Below are 18,936 nucleotides of genomic sequence, written 5' to 3'. Positions count from 1 at the left end.
AAGGCATAGTGATTAAACTATGCCTTTTCTGGTTAAGTGAAAAAATTACTTCTCAGCTAAACCTAAACGTTTTTCAAGGTAGTGAATGTTGGTACCACCTTTTTGGAATTGCTCATCATTCATAATGAACTGGTGTAACTCAACATTGGTTTTGATACCGTCAATGATAAGTTCTGCCAACGCATTCTTCATGCGAGAGATCGCGATTTCGCGTGTTTCACCGTAAGTGATCAATTTACCAATCATTGAATCATAGTGAGGTGGAACAGTATAACCTGCGTAAATATGCGATTCCCAACGTACGCCAAATCCACCTGGTGAGTGGAAACGAGTAATAGTTCCCGGGCTTGGCATGAACGTTTTTGGATCTTCTGCGTTGATACGACATTCAATTGCATGACCATGAACATTAACTTGATCTTGCGTTACTGATAAAGGTAAGCCAGATGCAATGCGTAACTGTTCTTTAATTAAGTCGATGCCAGTGATCATTTCTGTTACTGGATGTTCCACCTGAATACGCGTGTTCATCTCAATAAAGTAGAATTCACCATTTTCATACAGGAATTCGAAAGTGCCCGCACCACGATAACCGATTTCAATACATGCGTTCGCACAGCGTTCGCCGATATTTTTACGGATTTCAGGGGTAATACCCGGTGCTGGTGCTTCTTCAACTACTTTTTGGTGACGACGTTGCATTGAGCAATCGCGTTCAGCCAAATAGATAGCATTACCTTGACCATCAGCCATGACTTGAATTTCAATATGGCGTGGGTTTTCAAGGTATTTTTCCATATATACCATGTCGTTGCTAAATGCCGCTTTTGCTTCCGCACGCGTCATTATAATTGATTGTTCCAGATCTTTTTCAGAACGGACAACTCGCATACCGCGTCCACCACCGCCGCCAGAAGCTTTGATGATAACTGGGTAGCCAATACGTTTAGCAATTTCAATATTTTTTGCAGTGTCGTTACCTAAAGGACCGTCTGATCCTGGTACACATGGAACACCTGCTTTTTTCATCGCTTCAATGGCTGAAACCTTGTCACCCATTAGGCGGATGGTTTCAGCTTTTGGGCCGATAAAAATAAAGCCAGAGCGTTCAACTTGCTCTGCAAAATCAGCATTTTCAGACAGGAAACCGTATCCTGGATGAATGGCTTGTGCGCCACTGATCTCAGCCGCTGCAATGATTGCAGGGATATTTAGGTAACTTTTTGCTGAAGCAGCGGGACCAATACAGATAGTCTCGTCTGCCAGCAGAACGTGTTTTAAATCACGGTCTGCTGTGGAGTGAACGGCGACTGCTTTGATCCCAAGCTCTTTACATGCTCTTAGGATACGCAGTGCTATCTCACCACGGTTGGCAATGAGGATTTTTTCTAGCATGGACCTGCCTCGTTATTCGATAACAAAGAGTGGAGCGTCAAACTCAACATTGTCGCCATCTTGGCAAAGGATAGTTTTAACAACACCCGCTTTATCAGATTCAATCTGATTCATCATTTTCATTGCTTCAACGATGCACAGAGTATCGCCGACATTGACTTGCTGACCGACTTCAACAAATTTCTTAGCTTCAGGGCTTGGTGAGCGATAGAACGTTCCGACCATTGGTGAACGAACAACGTGACCACTGATTTCTTGCGTTGGAGTCGCTGCTGGAGTTTCTGGTGCTACTGGCGCAACAGCATTTGCTAACGCAGGTTGAGGTGCCGCTGGTGCCGCAAAATATTGCTGAGGAGCCATTTGACCCTGAAGACCAGTATTACGACTGATACGTACTGACTCTTCACCTTCAGAAATTTCTAGTTCAGAAATGCCAGACTCTTCGACTAGCTCGATCAGTTTTTTAATTTTACGAATATCCATGAGTTGATTCCGTACTCTTTTTTGATGTTTTTTATTAAGACAAACGGCTGACCGCTGCCTGTAAAGCAAATCGATAACCTTCTGCACCTAATCCACAGATTACGCCTGTTGCGATATCAGAGAGATATGAGTGGTGACGGAAAGGCTCCCGACTGTAGACATTGGATAGGTGAATTTCAATAAATGGAATATTCACCCCTAATAATGCATCACGCAGTGCAACACTGGTATGCGTGAAAGCTGCAGGGTTGATTAATATGTAATCGGTATTTCCCCGCGCCGCATGAATTTTATTTATCAGCTCAAATTCAGCATTAGACTGAAAATGGCTAAGTTTCACATTTAATGCCTGAGCATCTGCTGACAAACTTTGAACGATATCATCCAGAGTTAAGTGTCCGTAGGTTTCCGGCTCTCTTGTTCCAAGCAGGTTTAGATTCGGACCATTCAGGAGCAAAATATGAAAATTTTCCGACATTATGCTTCTATCTCCGTCAATTCGTCAACGAAATGACAAAATAACCTGTGCTTTTCGTTTTGTCATCTTTTATTGTATCCAATGTTACGATACATATCACAAAGTCCGACATTATAGACATTTCACAGAAGATAACAGCAAAATACTGGTCTAATCAGGGAAGGAAGGGGGTATTTTGATGAAAAGTTAAACGTTTTTACAAGATTGTAAACGTAAGAAAGCAAAATAAACCGGCGATGAAAAAATAATCATAACATCACGTTATTTATTGATGTCACTAGAAATCTGAACTTCTTTGAGATGAATCGTTAATATATATTAAAAGTGTGATCTGCGTCACAGTTTTATCACCTATTTATATAAAAAGATGCTCATTCTGGCACTAAATGAAGTGAATTAATGCCAGAAATAAGCAGGTAAAACCGACAAATTAGAGTTTTACTAACGTTCTACCAGTCACTTGATTATCCATAATCATTTGAGCATAACGTGGAACTTCATCAAGCGTAATTTCTGTCATTGCTTGTTGATAGAATGTTTCTGGCAGTAATTTTAGTAAACGTTGCCAAACTTGGGCGCGTTTTTCCGCTGGAAAATAAACAGAATCGACACCTTGTAATCGAACATTTCGTAAAATAAAAGGCATCACGGTCGTTGGTAAAGAAAAGCTACCCGCCAACCCACAAGCTGCGACTGTTCCGTTATAGTTTGTTTGCGACAAAATATTAGAAAGAATTTGTCCACCTACAGTATCAATTGCACCCGCCCAGCGTTGTTTATCTAAAGCTCTGCCCGCAGATTCAAACTCTTCGCGAGTGATAATATTTTGGGCGCCAAGTTTGCGTAAATAGTCATGGTTGCTGGCTCTGCCACTTAATGCAGTAACTTGGTAGCCTAAAGCTGTTAGCAAACTAATGGCAGTACTTCCCACACCTCCACTGGCGCCTGTAACTAAAATATCACCACTTTTAGGCGTTACGCCACCTTGTTCTAATGCCATAACACAAAGCATAGCCGTAAAGCCTGCTGTACCAATTATCATGGCATTTTTTAAAGATAGTCCTTCAGGTACAGCAGTGAGCCAATCACCTTTTACACCTGCTTTTTGAGCAAGGCCACCCCAATGATTTTCCCCTACGCCCCAACCCGTTAATAAAACATGTTGACCAATATGAAAACGAGGATCTTCACTGTGATGAACGACACCTGAAAAGTCGATCCCTGGAACCATTGGAAGTTGGCGTAGTATTTTTCCTTTTCCAGTGATCGCTAACCCATCTTTATAATTCAGTGTAGAGTAATGAATGTCGACAATAACTTCATGAATAGGCAATATTTTTTCATCGATATCTTGCACATTGGCATTGAGTTTATCGTCGTGCTGTTCAACTAATAATGCTTTCATCTTGACCCCTTATCGATTTCTATTTGTTTCATGATAAGTGATTTTTTAGATCTCGTCGTGATTGTGCACAATATCTATTGTAATAATGAGACAAATAATCCTTTTTTAGTGTATAAACGGGGGTTCTACGTTTATTGGTACAGAGATTATTCTGAGTTTTATATCTTGGTTATTAGATAACACCGTTAATGTTTGATGATGGGATAAAAATAAGCATTTCCCTTTGTGGTTCGAAATAAAGATAATGCGTTGTTTATGAAGTATTCGAGGTGGATACTTTTATTATTTTTTCAGTCAAGTTTTGTCGGTGAAACACTATTTAATATCAATAGAGTAATTGTGCTTATTCAAATGAATAAATTTTATTTGAACTTGCAGTGATGCTTTTGAGTCACAGTTTGGCAACGAAGTCAGATTTTTCTTTATTGATAGAAGCGTTGTTTGTATTGTTACATAAGTTAAATATGAACAGCGTAGGATTGAAATTATGCGTTAATCGTTCTAATTAGCCCATTTTTATGCAGTTTTTTTCTGCTCCAATTGGGAAAAGTAACGTAGAATATTGTGCCTTTATGATTATTTACGTGTCCACTTTAATCTAAGTAGTGAATCGCGCCTTGTCGCTGCTTATTGTGGTTGATAGAGTAGACGGATTTTTCCGTCCCGGCTTGCAGGATTATCCTTTCGTATGTTTAAAAAATTTCGTGGCATGTTTTCCAACGATTTGTCTATTGACTTGGGTACCGCCAATACCCTCATTTATGTCAAAGGACAGGGTATTGTTCTCGATGAACCCTCCGTCGTCGCTATTCGTCAAGATCGCGCTGGCACATCAAAAAGTGTTGCAGCTGTAGGGCATGAAGCCAAACAGATGTTAGGGCGTACACCTGGGAATATCGCTGCTATCCGTCCAATGAAAGACGGTGTGATTGCTGATTTTTATGTAACCGAAAAAATGCTTCAGCACTTCATAAAACAGGTTCATAACAATAGCTTTATGCGTCCAAGTCCTCGTGTGTTGGTATGTGTGCCTGTTGGAGCAACTCAAGTAGAACGCAGAGCTATTCGTGAATCAGCATTAAGTGCGGGTGCGCGTGAAGTTTTCTTAATTGAAGAACCAATGTCTGCGGCAATCGGTGCCGGCTTACCTGTTTCTGAAGCAACTGGCTCAATGGTTGTGGATATCGGTGGTGGTACAACAGAAGTCGCCGTTATTTCATTAAACGGTGTGGTTTATTCATCTTCTGTCCGTATCGGTGGTGACCGTTTTGATGAGGCTATCATTAATTATGTACGTCGTAACTACGGCTCATTAATTGGTGAAGCAACCGCAGAACGTATCAAACACGATATCGGTTCCGCTTATCCTTCTGATGAAGTTAATGAAATCGAAGTTCGTGGTCGTAACCTTGCAGAAGGTGTACCTCGTAGCTTTACATTAAACTCTAATGAAATCCTTGAAGCATTACAGGAACCATTAACTGGTATCGTTAGTGCCGTTATGGTTGCGTTAGAGCAATGCCCACCAGAGTTGGCGTCTGATATTTCAGAGCGCGGTATGGTATTAACAGGCGGTGGTGCGTTATTACGTAACCTTGATCGTTTATTAATGGAAGAAACGGGTATTCCTGTAATTGTTGCTGAAGATCCACTGACCTGTGTTGCGCGTGGTGGTGGCAAAGCATTAGAAATGATCGATATGCACGGTGGCGATCTGTTTAGCGAAGATTGAGATTAATTCTAACAAGGGAGAATGGATTCCCCCTTGGTGAGAATACTAACGCCTGTTTTTTAATTTCTCCGTGTGAGTGATCTTAGAGTTTATGAAGCCAATTTTTAGTCGGGGCCCTTCCCTGCAACTAAGATTAATAATCGCCGTGGTTGTCGCTATCTCTTTATTGATTGCTGATAACCGTATTGGTGCATTTTCTAAAGTCCGCCAGTATCTTGATACTGCTGTTAGTCCCTTCTATTTTCTTGCAAATGGTCCACGTCGTTTCCTCGATCAAATTTCTGAAACGTTTGCAACGCGTGAGCGTTTACAATTTGAAAACCAAGCTTTAAGAAAAGAGTTGTTAGTTCGCAGTGGAGAAAGCCAACTACTAGAGCAATTTAAGCAAGAGAATGCCCGTTTACGAGAATTACTTGGTTCACCTCTTCGCCAAAATGAACAAATGACAGTCACACAAGTTCTGTCTGGCAATAGTACGCCTTATCGAGATCAAGTGGTTATTGATAAAGGAACTAATGATGGTGTCTATGAAGGACAGCCGGTCATTAGTGATAAAGGTGTTGTAGGTCAAGTCATTGCCGTAAGTGAGCTTACGAGCCGAGTGTTATTAATTTGTGATACCTCTCATGCGTTACCAGTGCAAGTTTTACGTAATGATATTCGCGTAATTGCCTCAGGTGCAGGTTGTGCGGATGATTTATTACTTGAAGCTTTACCCGCTAATATTGATATTCGTGTGGGAGATGTTTTAGTTACGTCAGGTCTTGGAGGGCGTTTCCCTGAGGGGTATCCAGTTGGTGTTGTTGCTTCAGTTAAGGTTGATAATCAACGAGCTTATTCTGTGATTAATGTTCGTCCTTCTGCTGAATTACAGCGTTTACGTTATTTACTTTTATTGTGGAATGCATCAGATAAAACAGGGGAGCCTCCGTTGCCTTCAGAGGTGTATCACGCAGCGAATGAGCGTCTAATGCAATTGATGCCACAAGTTTTACCTAATTATGAGCAAGCAGGGCCTCCACTTCCTCGTTCTATGTCTCAAGAGCCATTAGACAATACGCCAGAGGCAAGTAATGGAACAACTCCGCCAGCCACAACACCTGCTACACCTAGTACAACAAGAAGTAGGTAACCTCGATGAATCCTTATCAAAGTCGTGGGCGTTGGATTGTTTGGCTCTCTTTTCTTATTGCACTTGTTTTGCAGATTATGCCGTGGCCAGAACAATTAGAAGTGTATCGACCTATTTGGCCAATGTTGTTTCTGATTTATTGGATAACCGCGATCCCTCATCGTGTCAGTGTAGGAACTGCATTTGTATTGGGTATGGTTATGGACTTAGTTCAAGGAACAACCTTAGGCGTGAATGCTCTTGCTTATACGTTAGTGAGTTATGTTATTGCTTTTAAATATCAGCTTTTTTGTAATTTAGCGTTATGGCAACAAGCCTTAGTGATAATGTTTAGTGTGGTGGTTGTCGATCTTACTGTATTTTGGGCAGAATTTTTACTTTCACCAGTGACTTTTCACCCTCAAGTATTCTGGAATAGCCCAGTCAGTGGTATTCTTTGGCCATGGCTTTATTTTTTACTTCGCAAAGTCCGTCACCAGTTTTCAGTTCACTAAGTTAATTGGCTTATGGCGGTCTCTTTTGCGTTACCGTCATGAGGACATTATCTGTGACCACGCTTTATCTTGCATCCAGCTCACCAAGAAGACGTGAACTTCTCGCGTTATTAGATGTTGAGTTTAGTATTATCACCCCTGCTATTGATGAAATTTGGCAACAAGGTGAATCACCAGAAGATTATGTCCTTCGTTTGGCAAAAGAAAAATCACAAGAAGGTGTACGACAAGCACCCTATGATTATCCTGTTCTAGGCTCGGATACCATTGTGGTTCATGATGGTCATATTCTTGAAAAACCGCGTGATAAAGCCCATGCAGCACAAATTCTACGTTCACTTTCAGGTGCAACTCATCAAGTGATGACGGCAATTGCTATCTCTAATAAAACACGCACATTGAGCCAATTAGTCGTCACACACGTCACTTTTCGAAAGATGACAGAGAGTGAGATTAGCGCGTATATTGAGTCAGGAGAGCCAATGGATAAAGCTGGTGCTTACGGTATTCAAGGAAAAGGAGGCCGTTTTGTTCAACGGATTGAGGGGAGTTATCATGCTGTTGTCGGATTACCTCTTGTTGAAACCGAAGCATTGATAGCTCAATTTTTGTCTCTAGCTAATGAGAAGGAGATTTCATGACAGCAGAGTTATTAGTGAATGTGACGCCATCTGAAACTCGAGTTGCTTATATTCGTGGAGGCATACTTCAAGAAATTCATGTCGAAAGAGAAGCGAAACGAGGTATCGTCGGAAACATCTACAAAGGTCGGGTAAGTCGCGTATTACCCGGGATGCAAGCTGCATTTATTGACATCGGGCTAGATAAAGCCGCTTTTCTACATGCTTCTGATATTATGCCTCACACTGAATGTATCGCAGGTGAAGAGCAGAAAAAGTTTAATGTTCGTGATATTGCGCAATTAGTCCACCAAGGCCAAGATTTAATTGTACAAGTGGTTAAAGATCCTTTAGGAACAAAAGGCGCTCGCCTGACCACCGATATTACATTGCCTTCCCGTTATTTAGTGTTTATGCCAGGTGCATCTCATGTAGGTGTTTCTCAACGAATTGATAGCGAAGAAGAGCGCGAGCGTTTAAAGCAACTCGTTGAAGAGTATTGCGATGAAAATGGGGGATTTATTATTCGTACAGCCGCCGAAGGTGTTGGCGAGCATGAAATTAAGCAAGATGCCGCTTTTCTTAAACGCTTGTGGAATAAAATTATTGAGCGTAAGAAAAGAAATAAAACCCGCATTCAAATTTATGGTGAATTAGCTTTAGCACAGCGTATTTTACGTGATTTTGCTGGCTCTGAATTAGATAGCATACGTGTTGATTCTAAATTAACTTATAATCAATTACAGGAATTTATTGGTGAATACATTCCTGAATTAACCGCTAAACTTGAATTACACCAAGGGAATCAGCCTATTTTCGATCTCTATGGTGTTGAAAATGAAATTCAACGGGCTTTAGAGCGTAAAGTTGAATTAAAGTCAGGCGGTTACCTCATTATCGATCAAACAGAAGCAATGACGACGATTGATATTAATACGGGGGCTTTTGTTGGTCATCGAAATTTAGAAGAAACCATTTTTAATACTAATATTGAGGCAAGCCAAGCTATTGCTCGTCAATTACGGTTACGTAACTTAGGCGGTATCATTATTATTGATTTTATTGATATGAATAATGATGAACATAAACGCAGAGTATTGGCATCACTTGAACAAGCCTTAAGTAAAGATAGAGTGAAAACGACCATTAATGGTTTTTCTCAACTCGGTTTAGTGGAAATGACACGTAAAAGAACACGAGAAAGCCTTGAGCATGTACTTTGTGATGACTGCCCAACTTGCCAAGGGCGAGGTACGGTAAAATCAGTTGAAACAGTCTGCTATGAAATTTTACGTGAGATAGTGCGTGTACATAAAACGATTGATGCAGATCGATTCTTAGTTTATGCCTCTACGGCGGTTGCTGATGCGTTAAAAGGTGATGAATCCCATGCATTAGCAGAGGTTGAAATTTTCGTGGGTAAGCAAGTAAAAGTGCAAACTGAGCTACTCTATAGTCAGGAGCAATTTGATGTGGTGATGATGTAATGGAGTCGCCTTCCTAATGAATATGATGGCAGAAAGGAGACAAAAATGAAGCGGCTGCCTAAATACCTGTTAGTTATAACAGTTTTTTGCCTCATCGTTTTTGCCTTGGTGTTAAGCGGGTTTCGCTATTTTCTGCCTCGTTTAGATGATTATCGCCCTGAAATAGAAACGTATTTAACAAAACAACTTAATACCCCTGTTTCAATAACGAAAATTAATGGGGAATGGCAGAATTTTGGCCCTGATATTCAAGTCAACGGACTTAATATTAAGAATAAAGATGTAAACGTTAGCGCAGAAAAAGTGACTTTTTCTTTTGATGTGTGGCGTTCATTATTGACCCTCCGTCCTCATTTTCGTGAGCTGACTTTTGATCAATTAGATGTCAATTACCAACGGCCTATTTTTACTGGGCAAAGTGGCGATATTACGCTAACTGCACCTGATGATATTTCTTCACTTTTTCTTGAACAATTCGATCGCTTTAAGCTAGTCAAAAGCCGTTTTATTTTTCTAACCCCGTCAGGTGATACCAGTACATTACATATTCCTGAGTTGATGTGGCTGAATCAAAAAAAACGTCATCGTGCTCAAGGTGAAGTCACCCTTGATACACCGATTAATCACTATGGTGGTTTAAAAGTTCGCCTCGACCTCTATACCACGAATGAAGGCTTAATTGATAATGGTAAGGTGTTTCTTACTGCTGATGATATTGATATTTCACCTTGGCTTAGCCAGTGGGTAAAAAATAATAGTGGTTTAGGTGAAGCTAAAGCAAGCTTATCAAACTGGATTGAAATTACTAAAGGCCGTATTACGGGAAGCCAATTACAAATTCATCAAGGTGAAATGGATTGGCGTAGTGAAGGCACTTCACATGTATTAAATGTTGAAGATTTAATTTTACGCATGAGAAGACAAGAGAATGGCTGGCTTGCTGATATTCCTTATACTCGAAAAATTACTATGGATGGTGAAGAGTGGCCTGATGGTTATTTAGCTGTTCTCTATCAACCGAAAGAAAAACAACATGATGAAGCATGGCGTATTAGAGCTAAAAATATCGAGTTAGATAGGCTGTATTCACTGTTACCATTATTTTCGTTTTTAACTCCTGATTTTGTACGTCAGTGGCAGTATCGCCAATTTTCTGGTGTGGTTAACGATTTTGCCTTAGATCTCACGCCTGAACACTTCGAGCAAAGTGCGATTAATCTCTCTTGGGAAAATGTAGGTTGGAAGCGTTGGCAAGAGATCCCATCAGTGCAACATTTCAGTGGGCAATTAAAAGGGAGCATGCAAAGTGGTGAACTTAACTTTGCCCTAGCTGACAGTGAAATAGATACTGGCGAATTATTTAAAGCACCACTGAATATCGAAAAAGGAAAAGGAACACTCTATTGGCAACATTCTGGGGATAATTTGTCACTTTGGAGCCAAGGATTAGATATTCAAGCAACTTCAGCATGGGTTGCAGGAGATTTTCGTTATGAAAAGCAAGGTGAAGATCAGCAGCTTTCTATTTTATCTGGCGTAAGAGTGACTAATGCCGGAGATGCATGGCGTTATCTGCCAGAAGAGTATGTTGGTAAAGAACTTACTCAATATCTTTCAGATGCGATTATTGCGGGTAATATTGATAATGGAACATTTATCTTCCATGGTGATCCGACAGATTTTCCTTTTGATAATCACAAAGGGTGGTTCCAAGTTTATGCCCCTGTTAAACATGCTACGTTTAAATTTGATAGTGAATGGCCTGCATTATTCGATCTCGATATTAATCTAGATTTTAAAAATGATGGGTTATGGATGTCATCGTCAGAAGCGAAAGTGGGTAAAGCAACTGCTACGAACTTAAGTGCGGTGATTGAGAGCTATCGACAAGAAAAGATCTTAATTAATGCAGATATTCAAGCTACGGGTGATGAGCTGAAAGAGTATTTCTTAGATTCTCAAATGGCGAGTATTGGTCATACACTTGAAGAGCTTAAAGTGGCAGGAAAAATTAATGGCACATTGAAGCTTGATATTCCTTTTGGCGGCGATGATGTTGTTGCATCTGGCGAGATAAATTTAAAAAATAATGATGTCACATTGAATTTTATGGATACCACGTTAAAGGGTGTTAGCGGGCAATTTCGTTACCATAATGACAAACTTGAAAGTGATACATTAACAGCTAATTGGTTTGGTCAGCCACTCGCATTTTCATTTACAAGCCATAATACGGTGGATAATTATCAAGTAGATGTAGGGTTAAAAGGCCAATGGGATATTCAAAAAATTCAGGGCTTGCCTAGCGATATTCAGCAAAAATTTAGTGGTGTATTCCCATGGAATGGCAACGTTAATGTTAAGATCCCCGAAAAAGGTGATGTCGATTATCAAGTTGATTTAACAGGGAATATCAATACATTAAAAAGTAAATTAACAGTACCTGAAACTCTAGATCTAAAAAACTCTTCCCCTATTGTGATTTCAGCAAATGGTAATAGTGAAACCTTGACTGTGAATGCTAACGCTGAAAAACAGTGGAAACTTAATAGCCAATGGGGATTAGGTAAACAACTTCGTTTATTACAAGGTAACCTTGTTTCTTCTACCCTCAAGTTACCGGAGTTAAGCTCACAACAACGTTTAACCATTGCTCTTAAAGAACTAGAAGGAGATAAATGGTTACCGACATTAATTGCCTTTTCATCATTAACACCTTCTGAAAATGCAGTGAGTTTCCCTGATAATGTGCATATCAGTTTGCCCGATTTAAATTTTGCTGGGCAAAAATGGAATAATCCACAAACTGAAATTATGCGAGTTAGTGATGGTGTAAAATTAGCATTTTCAGGAAGTGAATTACGAGGTGATGTATTTATCCCTGAAACATCAGCACCTTGGAAAGTAAATATTAATTATCTCTATTTTAATGGTGCATCCACTTCTCAAGAAGAAAAACCATTAAAAATGGCCAATATTTATGATCCTAATGCATTGAAGTTTTCAGTGAAAAATATTCCTTCTATTGATTTTGAATGCCGGGAGTGTTGGATTAATGGTTTACTCTTAGGGAAAATTGAAGGTTCGTTAAAACAAAATAAAGGTGCTTTATTTTTAACTGGCGGTAAATTGGAAAATAGCAGTGGTGAGCTTCAGGTTAATGGTGTGTGGTCTGAAGGTCTAGACGGAAATAACACGACAAAAATAATCGGTAAGCTGAAAGCTGACGAAATTGATGAATTGGCCGCTTATTTTGGGTATATCGTACCCATTTTACAATCTCCGCTTTCTGCCGATTTTTCATTACAATGGCATGATACACCGTGGAATTTTAATATTGCGAACTTAAATGGTGATATTAAATCTGTTTTAGGCAAAGGACGCATAGAGAAAGTCGATGTAGGACAAGCGGGTAAATTACTACGACTAGTAAGTTTTGATGCACTTTTACGTAAATTGCAGTTTGATTTTAGAGATACTTTCAGTGAGCATTTTGAATATGATTCGATTAAAAGTGAAATTACGATTAATCAAGGTATTATGAATGCAGAGAGAGTTCATGTTGATGGTGTTATTGCTGATATTGCGATAAGTGGGAAAGTGGATTTACTTGAACGTCAAATGGATCTACAGGTTGTAGTCACCCCTGAGATTTCAGCTACAGTCGGTGTTGCCACGGCTTTCGCAATAAACCCAATTGCAGGCGCCGCAGTATTTGCGGCATCAAAGGTTCTGGGGCCACTTTGGAGTAAGATTTCAGTTATCCGTTATCATGTGACCGGAACTATGGAACAACCCAAAATTGACGAAGTACTGCGTCAGCTTAAGGAGAATCAGGCGTTATGAAAAAAGTTAATGTCGCACTTTTGCAACTTTGTAGCGGAAAAAATACAAAAAATAATCTGGCGCAAATCGAGCAACAGATTAAGCAATTACCCGATTCAGTGAAACTGGTATTAACACCTGAAAATGCGTTACTTTTTTCGAACTCTAAAGATTATCATAAACACGCTGAAATTCAGGGGGATGGGCCGTTGCAAAATGCAATTGCTAAAATGGCTCAGCGTTACAAAGTATGGATCTTAGTCGGTTCTATGCCTTTGATTAGTCGAGACTCCCCAGATCAAATTACCAGCAGTAGTTTGGTTTTCGATGATGAAGGCGTTATTCGCGCTCGTTATGATAAAATTCATATGTTTGATGTGAGTATTGATGATGAACAGGGCGAATATAATGAATCTTCTATTTATCAACGTGGTGAGCGCTTAACCGTCGTTGATACTCCCGTTGGGAAATTAGGTTTAACGATCTGTTATGACTTACGCTTCCCTGGTATTTTCCAAGCATTAAGAGAAAAAGGGGCAGAGATAATCTCTGTACCAGCGGCTTTTACCCGTTTAACAGGGAAAGCGCACTGGGAGCCTTTATTACGTGCTCGTGCGATTGAGAATCAGTGTATTATCTTAGCGCCAGCACAAGTGGGTACACATGATACGCGCCGGACTTGGGGTCATACCATGGCGATTGATGGCTGGGGAAAAGTCTTGAAAAAGAATCCTGATGCTGTCAGTGCGCTAACGCTGAATGTTGGTGTCGAAAGTTTACACGGTATGCGTGAACAGATACGGGTCGTGAAACATAACCGTTTTCGCCCGAAACTGACCCACTTAATCAAAAAAGTTAAGGATAAAGAAGAATTATGAGTTTAGCTGTTGTCAGCGAAAGTCTGTTGGAAGCAAACAAACTTAGTTTAGATGATTTAGCATCAACACTAGAGCAGCTTGCACAGCGTCAAATTGATTATGGTGATCTTTATTTTCAGTCAAGTTATCACGAGGCTTGGATCCTCGACGATCAGATTATTAAAGATGGCTCTTACAATATTGATCAAGGTGTTGGCGTTAGAGCAATTTACGGTGAAAAAACCGGTTTTGCTTATGCCGACCAACTAACGCTTAACGCACTTAACCAAAGTGCGCATGCTGCACGAAGTATTGTTCAGGCCAAAGGTAATGGTCATATCCATACTTTAGGTGCTATTCAACATTCTCCGCTATACAGCTTAAATGATCCGCTGCAAAGCCTCTCTCGTGAAGAGAAAATTGCACTCTTGCATGAGGTAGATAAAGCTGCTAGAGCTGAAGACAAACGTGTTAAGCAGGTTAATGCATCATTAACCGGTGTTTATGAGCATGTACTTGTTGCAGCAACCGATGGCACGTTAGCAGCCGATGTACGTCCTTTAGTTCGCCTTTCTGTCAGCGTGCTGGTGGAAGAAGATGGCAAACGTGAACGTGGTGCAAGTGGCGGCGGTGGTCGTTTTGGTTATGACTACTTTTTAATGAAAGTTGATGGCGAAAGCCATGCTGTGACTTACGCGCGTGAAGCGGTGCGGATGGCATTAGTGAATTTATCTGCAATTGCCGCACCGGCTGGAACAATGCCTGTGGTACTAGGTGCAGGATGGCCGGGCGTGTTATTACATGAAGCTGTTGGGCATGGTTTAGAAGGTGATTTCAACCGTCGTGAAACCTCTGTATTTTCAGGTCGTCTTGGTGAAAAAGTGACTTCTGAGCTTTGTACCATAGTTGATGATGGCACAATTGAAGGACGTCGTGGCTCTGTTGCTATTGATGATGAAGGTGTTCCGGGTCAATACAATGTGTTAATCGAAAACGGTATCTTAAAAGGTTATATGCAAGATAAGATGAACGCTCGTTTAATGGGTGTTGCACCAACAGGAAATGGTCGCCGTGAGTCTTATGCACACCTTCCAATGCCTCGTATGACCAATACTTACATGCTAGCGGGTAAATCGTCACCAGAAGAGATTATTGCGAGTGTTGATCGTGGTATTTATGCACCTAATTTTGGTGGCGGTCAGGTTGATATTACATCGGGTAAATTTGTTTTCTCAACTTCTGAAGCTTATTTAATTGAAAACGGAAAGATAACGAAACCGATTAAAGGTGCCACGCTGATTGGTTCAGGTATTGAAGCTATGCAACAAGTCTCAATGGTGGGCAATGATCTTGCGCTAGACAAGGGGGTCGGTGTTTGTGGTAAAGAAGGGCAAAGCCTACCTGTTGGCGTTGGTCAACCAACCTTGAAGCTGGATAAAATCACGGTAGGTGGTACAGCTTAATTATTGCTATCGTTATTTAAGTGTATTTATTAAACTCCATCAATTGATGGAGTTTTTTATCATGAAGGTGCTAATTTATGGGTAAACGTTTATTACCAGTTATTATTGTTATTGCTGTTTTATTTGGTGTTCTTTATAAGGGCTTGCTTCCCGAAAGTGAAACATCAGTATCTTCATCGTCAGTTTCTATTCCAACATCATCTAGCAATAGCACCAATAAGCCGGCACAAATTCCACTGTCTATCGATGAAAAAACGCAAGCTAGCGCAGTGGCTAACTATTTGCAACGTCATCAACAACTACCTGATTTTTATCTCACTAAAAAACAAGCAAGAGAAAAAGGCTGGAATGCAAAAGCAGGTAATTTGTGTGAAGTATTACCAGGAAGGGCTATTGGTGGCGATCGTTTTATGAATCGTGAAAAACAGTTGCCTGAAGAAGCGGGACGCCAGTGGTATGAAGCCGATGTAAATTATCAATGTGGTCATCGAGGTAGTGATAGATTGCTCTATTCGAATGATGGGCTTATTTATGTCACCACAGATCATTATCGTACAATGACAAAGGTTGCCCCTTAATGAAACAGGTTGTTTTTGATTTTAAGATGCTGGCAGATAGAGATGCTTTTTATCGGGATTTTGCATTGCAATTTCAGTTAGATGAGCATTTTGGTAATAACTTAGATGCATTATGGGATGTATTAATGGGAGAAATTGAATTACCCGTAAAAATCATTTTCAAGCATTTGCCTCATCATTCCAGCGATTTTCAGCCTTTAGTTGAGTTGATGCAAGAAGCACAAAATACACTTGGTAAAGACGTATTGAGCTTTCATTGTGAGCATAAAATACACAAAAATAATTTAGAGTAAAAATATGCCCTGAAAATCGCAGTGAGGCTGAATTGACACTGCGTTTTCAGGATGATCAGGTTTTATGCTGATTCTGATAAATCTTTTAGATATTGAAACAGTAAGCGGAATGATTTTGGAGGCTTGTTTGCTTCTTTTTCTTTTTTCGCATTACGGATAAGTGTGCGCAATTGCTGGCGATCTGCCATTGGATAAAGAGCGACGACTTCTTCAATCACTTCATTGCCACCTTCGACAAGGCGAATTCGCAGATCTTCTAATTTATGGAGTACTAAGATCTGTTGGTTGTGGCGGTTTTTTAGTTTATCAAGCGCTTGGCGGATCGGATCTTCATCCACATTGCGCAGTAATTTTCCGATATATTGAATTTGGCGACGGCGCGCTTCACGCTGTACTTTTTGTGCTAATTGAATAGAGGCTAATAATTTCTCATCTAATGGCACACGCTCTAATTCTTGCGCACTTAATTCTACTAATTCAGTACCTAGTTTTTTGAGCGCTTCAGCATCACGTTTAATTTCGCTTTTGCTGACCCAGATAATTTCTTCCTCTTCTTCCTCTTCTGACGAAGTATCGTCAAATTCAGGATTGAGGTAATGCCACTCTTCAGGCTGCTTTGCCATAATAAAAATTCCTGTTGCAGAGTAAGCCGGGAGTGTGATTTGGTGAATGACCAAAAGCCCGACGGGTGATAACATTCATATATCTTCTATTGTAACTGGGAAAATCGCTTGTTGACCACCTGTCAATTGATTTACTTTGCTAAAAATAAGTAAAAAGTGATGTTCTCCTTAGGAAAAATGGTTCTCAATGAATAATTCAGATCAGGTAAAACAGCTTGAAGACGCCGTCTCGCTTGCATTGGAGCTGGCGGAAAAACTGTGTGACAGTGCAGAAGTCGCTATTAATAAATCAACAGGTATTAGTGTTAGTACACGTTATGGTGAAGTTGAAAATGTTGAATTTAACAGTGATGGGGCGTTAGGCATTACGGTTTATCAACAACAACGCAAAGGCAGTGCTTCTTCTACCGATTTAAGTCCTGATGCGATTAAACGTGCAGTACAAGCTGCGGTGGATATTGCGCGTTATACTTCTGTTGATCCTTATGCAGGCCCTGCTGATAAAGAGTTATTAGCATTTGATGCACCTTTCCTTGATCTATACCATCCAACTGATGTGACTGCAGATAAGGCAATAGAGCTGGCTTCAAGAGCAGAAAAAGCGGCGTTAGACAGTGATAGCCGAATTATTAATACCGAAGGGGGCAGTTTTAATAGCCACAGTGGAACTCGTGTATTTGGGAATAGCCTTGGCTTATTAAAAAGCTATTCATCTTCACGCTATTCAATGTCGAGTTGTGTGATTGCTCGTGATGGCGAAGATATGGAGCGCGATTATGCTTATACCATTAGCCGTCGTTTTGATGATTTAGCATCACCTGAATGGGTAGGGCAAGAGTGTGCTCGTCGTACTTTATCTCGCCTTGCACCTCGTAAACTCCCAACCATGAAAGCTCCTGTTATTTTTGCGGCAGATGTTGCGACAGGTATTTTTGGTCATTTGGTTGCGGCAATCAGTGGGAGTATGATTTATCGTGAGTCTTCTTGTTTACTCGATAGTTTAGGTAAGCAAATTTTCCCTCAGTGGCTAAATATTCAAGAGCGTCCTCACTTAATTAGAGGTCTGGCATCAACACCGTTTGATAGCGAAGGTGTGCGTACAACCGATGCCGAAATCATTAAAGATGGCGTATTACAAGAGTGGTTATTAACCTCTTACTCAGCAAGAAAACTGGGTTTAAAAAGTAATGGCCATGCTGGTGGTATCCATAACTGGTATATTCCAGGACAAGGTTTATCGTTTGATGCACTATTAAAAGAGATGGGAACAGGCCTTGTTGTTACTGAATTGATGGGACAAGGCGTCAGTACCGTGACGGGTGATTATTCGCGTGGTGCAAGCGGTTTTTGGGTTGAGAATGGTGAAATTCAGTACCCTGTTAGTGAAGTGACTATTGCTGGTAATCTAAAAGATATGTGGGCTAATATTGCCACTATGGGTGATGATATTGAGATGCGCAGTAATGTTCAGTGTGGATCGTTGTTATTACCAGAAATGAGTATTGCAGGTGAGTAAATTTTAGACACTCCTCACAACCTTTAATCTCAGCCCGCAATGGGCTGAGATATCGCGTTTATCAGTGTGCTTTTCAATTTGAGAAGATAAAAATAAGACGCGAACCTTCAGCTCTACTTAACGGTGTAATTCACCTGCAGCTTCAGGTTGGTATAGAATTTCTAATACTTTAACCTTAGTTTCAAGGCCATTAGGCAGCTTCCAACTGATTTCGTCATCAATTGCTAAACCCAGTAGCGCAGCACCCATTGGTGCCATGACTGAAAGTTCAGTGGTGCTATCTTTTAATGAAGCGGGATACACTAAAGTACGTGTACGTTCTTCATTGTTTTTTAAGTCCATAAAGCGGACTTTGCTGTTCATTGTGACAATGTTAGCAGGGATATCAGCTGGTGTAACAATGTCAGCACGATCTAATTCTTCATTCAAGGCTTCAGCAATAGGGCTATCTGCAAAGGCCGGTTGCTCTAGCAATGAATCTAAACGTTCAGCATCAAGTTCGTTGATGATAATTGTTGGCTTTGTCATACCACACTCCAATTTATTCCAATGCAA

The 18,936-nt window shown here is 40.4% G+C and carries 17 protein-coding genes; 11 read left to right on the top strand and 6 right to left on the bottom strand.

The genetic code is table 11. The features are described 5' to 3' along the window. Positions 1 to 45: 45 nt before the first annotated feature. From accC to GWI68_RS01890, 4 genes are all read right to left on the bottom strand, one after another. A complete protein-coding gene (accC, locus tag GWI68_RS01905) occupies positions 46 to 1,395 on the bottom strand; it encodes an acetyl-CoA carboxylase biotin carboxylase subunit (RefSeq protein ID WP_166539210.1) in 1,350 nt (449 codons plus the stop codon). A gap of 12 nt (positions 1,396 to 1,407) precedes the next feature. Continuing rightward, a complete protein-coding gene (accB, locus tag GWI68_RS01900) occupies positions 1,408 to 1,878 on the bottom strand; it encodes an acetyl-CoA carboxylase biotin carboxyl carrier protein (RefSeq protein ID WP_072069789.1) in 471 nt (156 codons plus the stop codon). 34 nt (positions 1,879 to 1,912) lie between these two features. Next, positions 1,913 to 2,356: a type II 3-dehydroquinate dehydratase gene (gene aroQ, locus GWI68_RS01895; protein WP_072069788.1), complete on the bottom strand. Its 444-nt coding sequence runs from the start codon at positions 2,354 to 2,356 to the stop codon at positions 1,913 to 1,915. 430 nt (positions 2,357 to 2,786) lie between these two features. Then, positions 2,787 to 3,761, bottom strand: coding sequence for an MDR family oxidoreductase (locus GWI68_RS01890; protein WP_166539209.1), 975 nt, complete (start codon positions 3,759 to 3,761; stop codon positions 2,787 to 2,789). Positions 3,762 to 4,449: 688 nt separating this feature from the next. Between GWI68_RS01890 and mreB the strand changes: the two genes are divergently transcribed. From mreB to GWI68_RS01840, 10 genes are all read left to right on the top strand, one after another. Continuing rightward, on the top strand, positions 4,450 to 5,493 hold the full coding sequence (gene mreB / locus GWI68_RS01885; RefSeq protein WP_023582893.1) for a rod shape-determining protein MreB: 1,044 nt from the start codon (positions 4,450 to 4,452) through the stop codon (positions 5,491 to 5,493). Between the two features lie 91 nt (positions 5,494 to 5,584). Continuing rightward, entirely contained in the window at positions 5,585 to 6,625 is a 1,041-nt protein-coding gene (gene mreC, locus GWI68_RS01880) for a rod shape-determining protein MreC (protein WP_109409250.1), read from the top strand. A 5-nt stretch (positions 6,626 to 6,630) separates the two neighbouring features. Next, positions 6,631 to 7,119 (top strand): rod shape-determining protein MreD, encoded by a 489-nt coding sequence (mreD, locus tag GWI68_RS01875; RefSeq protein WP_109409251.1) that lies wholly within the window; start codon positions 6,631 to 6,633, stop codon positions 7,117 to 7,119. A gap of 53 nt (positions 7,120 to 7,172) precedes the next feature. Beyond that, positions 7,173 to 7,760 carry a Maf family protein gene (locus GWI68_RS01870; RefSeq protein ID WP_166539208.1) on the top strand — a complete coding sequence of 196 codons (588 nt, stop codon included), beginning with the start codon at positions 7,173 to 7,175 and terminating at the stop codon, positions 7,758 to 7,760. After that, complete coding sequence (gene rng / locus GWI68_RS01865; RefSeq protein WP_072069784.1) at positions 7,757 to 9,226, top strand: ribonuclease G; 1,470 nt, start codon at positions 7,757 to 7,759, stop codon at positions 9,224 to 9,226. The genes GWI68_RS01870 and rng overlap by 4 nt, the downstream gene beginning before the upstream one ends. Positions 9,227 to 9,271: 45 nt before the next feature. After that, positions 9,272 to 13,072 (top strand): AsmA2 domain-containing protein YhdP, encoded by a 3,801-nt coding sequence (gene yhdP / locus GWI68_RS01860; protein WP_166539207.1) that lies wholly within the window; start codon positions 9,272 to 9,274, stop codon positions 13,070 to 13,072. Further along, the gene (nit1, locus tag GWI68_RS01855) at positions 13,069 to 13,929 is read left to right on the top strand and encodes a deaminated glutathione amidase (RefSeq protein WP_088493815.1); all 861 of its coding nucleotides are present in this window, start codon (positions 13,069 to 13,071) and stop codon (positions 13,927 to 13,929) included. Before yhdP ends, nit1 begins: the two co-directional genes overlap by 4 nt. Beyond that, on the top strand, positions 13,926 to 15,371 hold the full coding sequence (gene tldD / locus GWI68_RS01850) for a metalloprotease TldD (RefSeq protein ID WP_166539206.1): 1,446 nt from the start codon (positions 13,926 to 13,928) through the stop codon (positions 15,369 to 15,371). The genes nit1 and tldD overlap by 4 nt, the downstream gene beginning before the upstream one ends. Positions 15,372 to 15,448: 77 nt before the next feature. Then, positions 15,449 to 15,949, top strand: coding sequence for a ribonuclease (locus tag GWI68_RS01845; protein WP_166539205.1), 501 nt, complete (start codon positions 15,449 to 15,451; stop codon positions 15,947 to 15,949). Next, positions 15,949 to 16,242 carry a barstar family protein gene (locus tag GWI68_RS01840; RefSeq protein WP_166539204.1) on the top strand — a complete coding sequence of 98 codons (294 nt, stop codon included), beginning with the start codon at positions 15,949 to 15,951 and terminating at the stop codon, positions 16,240 to 16,242. The genes GWI68_RS01845 and GWI68_RS01840 overlap by 1 nt, the downstream gene beginning before the upstream one ends. A gap of 62 nt (positions 16,243 to 16,304) precedes the next feature. Here the strand turns inward: GWI68_RS01840 and yjgA are convergent, their stop codons facing one another. After that, the gene (gene yjgA, locus GWI68_RS01835; protein WP_072069864.1) at positions 16,305 to 16,865 is read right to left on the bottom strand and encodes a ribosome biogenesis factor YjgA; all 561 of its coding nucleotides are present in this window, start codon (positions 16,863 to 16,865) and stop codon (positions 16,305 to 16,307) included. A gap of 187 nt (positions 16,866 to 17,052) precedes the next feature. Here yjgA and pmbA point away from each other — a divergent pair, with 187 nt between their 5' ends. Further along, on the top strand, positions 17,053 to 18,381 hold the full coding sequence (gene pmbA, locus GWI68_RS01830) for a metalloprotease PmbA (protein WP_166539203.1): 1,329 nt from the start codon (positions 17,053 to 17,055) through the stop codon (positions 18,379 to 18,381). Between the two features lie 117 nt (positions 18,382 to 18,498). Here pmbA and rnk read toward each other — a convergent pair whose 3' ends face one another. Further along, positions 18,499 to 18,909, bottom strand: a complete 411-nt coding sequence (gene rnk / locus GWI68_RS01825) for a nucleoside diphosphate kinase regulator (protein WP_075671465.1) — start codon at positions 18,907 to 18,909, stop codon at positions 18,499 to 18,501. Positions 18,910 to 18,936 lie beyond the last annotated feature (27 nt).

The organism is Proteus sp. G2669 (assembly GCF_009915245.1).
Classification (GTDB): Bacteria; Pseudomonadota; Gammaproteobacteria; order Enterobacterales; family Enterobacteriaceae; genus Proteus.
This window is presented reverse-complemented; position numbering and strand designations above follow the sequence as displayed.

Bases quoted from the DNA above. Each gene is read 5' to 3' on its own strand.
- accC (WP_166539210.1), bottom strand. From the start codon at position 1,395: ATGCTAGAAAAAATCCTCATTGCCAACCGTGGTGAGATAGCACTGCGT.
- accB (WP_072069789.1), bottom strand. From the start codon at position 1,878: ATGGATATTCGTAAAATTAAAAAACTGATCGAGCTAGTCGAAGAGTCT.
- aroQ (WP_072069788.1), bottom strand. From the start codon at position 2,356: ATGTCGGAAAATTTTCATATTTTGCTCCTGAATGGTCCGAATCTAAAC.
- GWI68_RS01890 (WP_166539209.1), bottom strand. From the start codon at position 3,761: ATGAAAGCATTATTAGTTGAACAGCACGACGATAAACTCAATGCCAAT.
- mreB (WP_023582893.1), top strand. From the start codon at position 4,450: ATGTTTAAAAAATTTCGTGGCATGTTTTCCAACGATTTGTCTATTGAC.
- mreC (WP_109409250.1), top strand. From the start codon at position 5,585: ATGAAGCCAATTTTTAGTCGGGGCCCTTCCCTGCAACTAAGATTAATA.
- mreD (WP_109409251.1), top strand. From the start codon at position 6,631: ATGAATCCTTATCAAAGTCGTGGGCGTTGGATTGTTTGGCTCTCTTTT.
- rng (WP_072069784.1), top strand. From the start codon at position 7,757: ATGACAGCAGAGTTATTAGTGAATGTGACGCCATCTGAAACTCGAGTT.
- yhdP (WP_166539207.1), top strand. From the start codon at position 9,272: ATGAAGCGGCTGCCTAAATACCTGTTAGTTATAACAGTTTTTTGCCTC.
- nit1 (WP_088493815.1), top strand. From the start codon at position 13,069: ATGAAAAAAGTTAATGTCGCACTTTTGCAACTTTGTAGCGGAAAAAAT.
- tldD (WP_166539206.1), top strand. From the start codon at position 13,926: ATGAGTTTAGCTGTTGTCAGCGAAAGTCTGTTGGAAGCAAACAAACTT.
- GWI68_RS01845 (WP_166539205.1), top strand. From the start codon at position 15,449: ATGGGTAAACGTTTATTACCAGTTATTATTGTTATTGCTGTTTTATTT.
- GWI68_RS01840 (WP_166539204.1), top strand. From the start codon at position 15,949: ATGAAACAGGTTGTTTTTGATTTTAAGATGCTGGCAGATAGAGATGCT.
- yjgA (WP_072069864.1), bottom strand. From the start codon at position 16,865: ATGGCAAAGCAGCCTGAAGAGTGGCATTACCTCAATCCTGAATTTGAC.
- pmbA (WP_166539203.1), top strand. From the start codon at position 17,053: ATGAATAATTCAGATCAGGTAAAACAGCTTGAAGACGCCGTCTCGCTT.
- rnk (WP_075671465.1), bottom strand. From the start codon at position 18,909: ATGACAAAGCCAACAATTATCATCAACGAACTTGATGCTGAACGTTTA.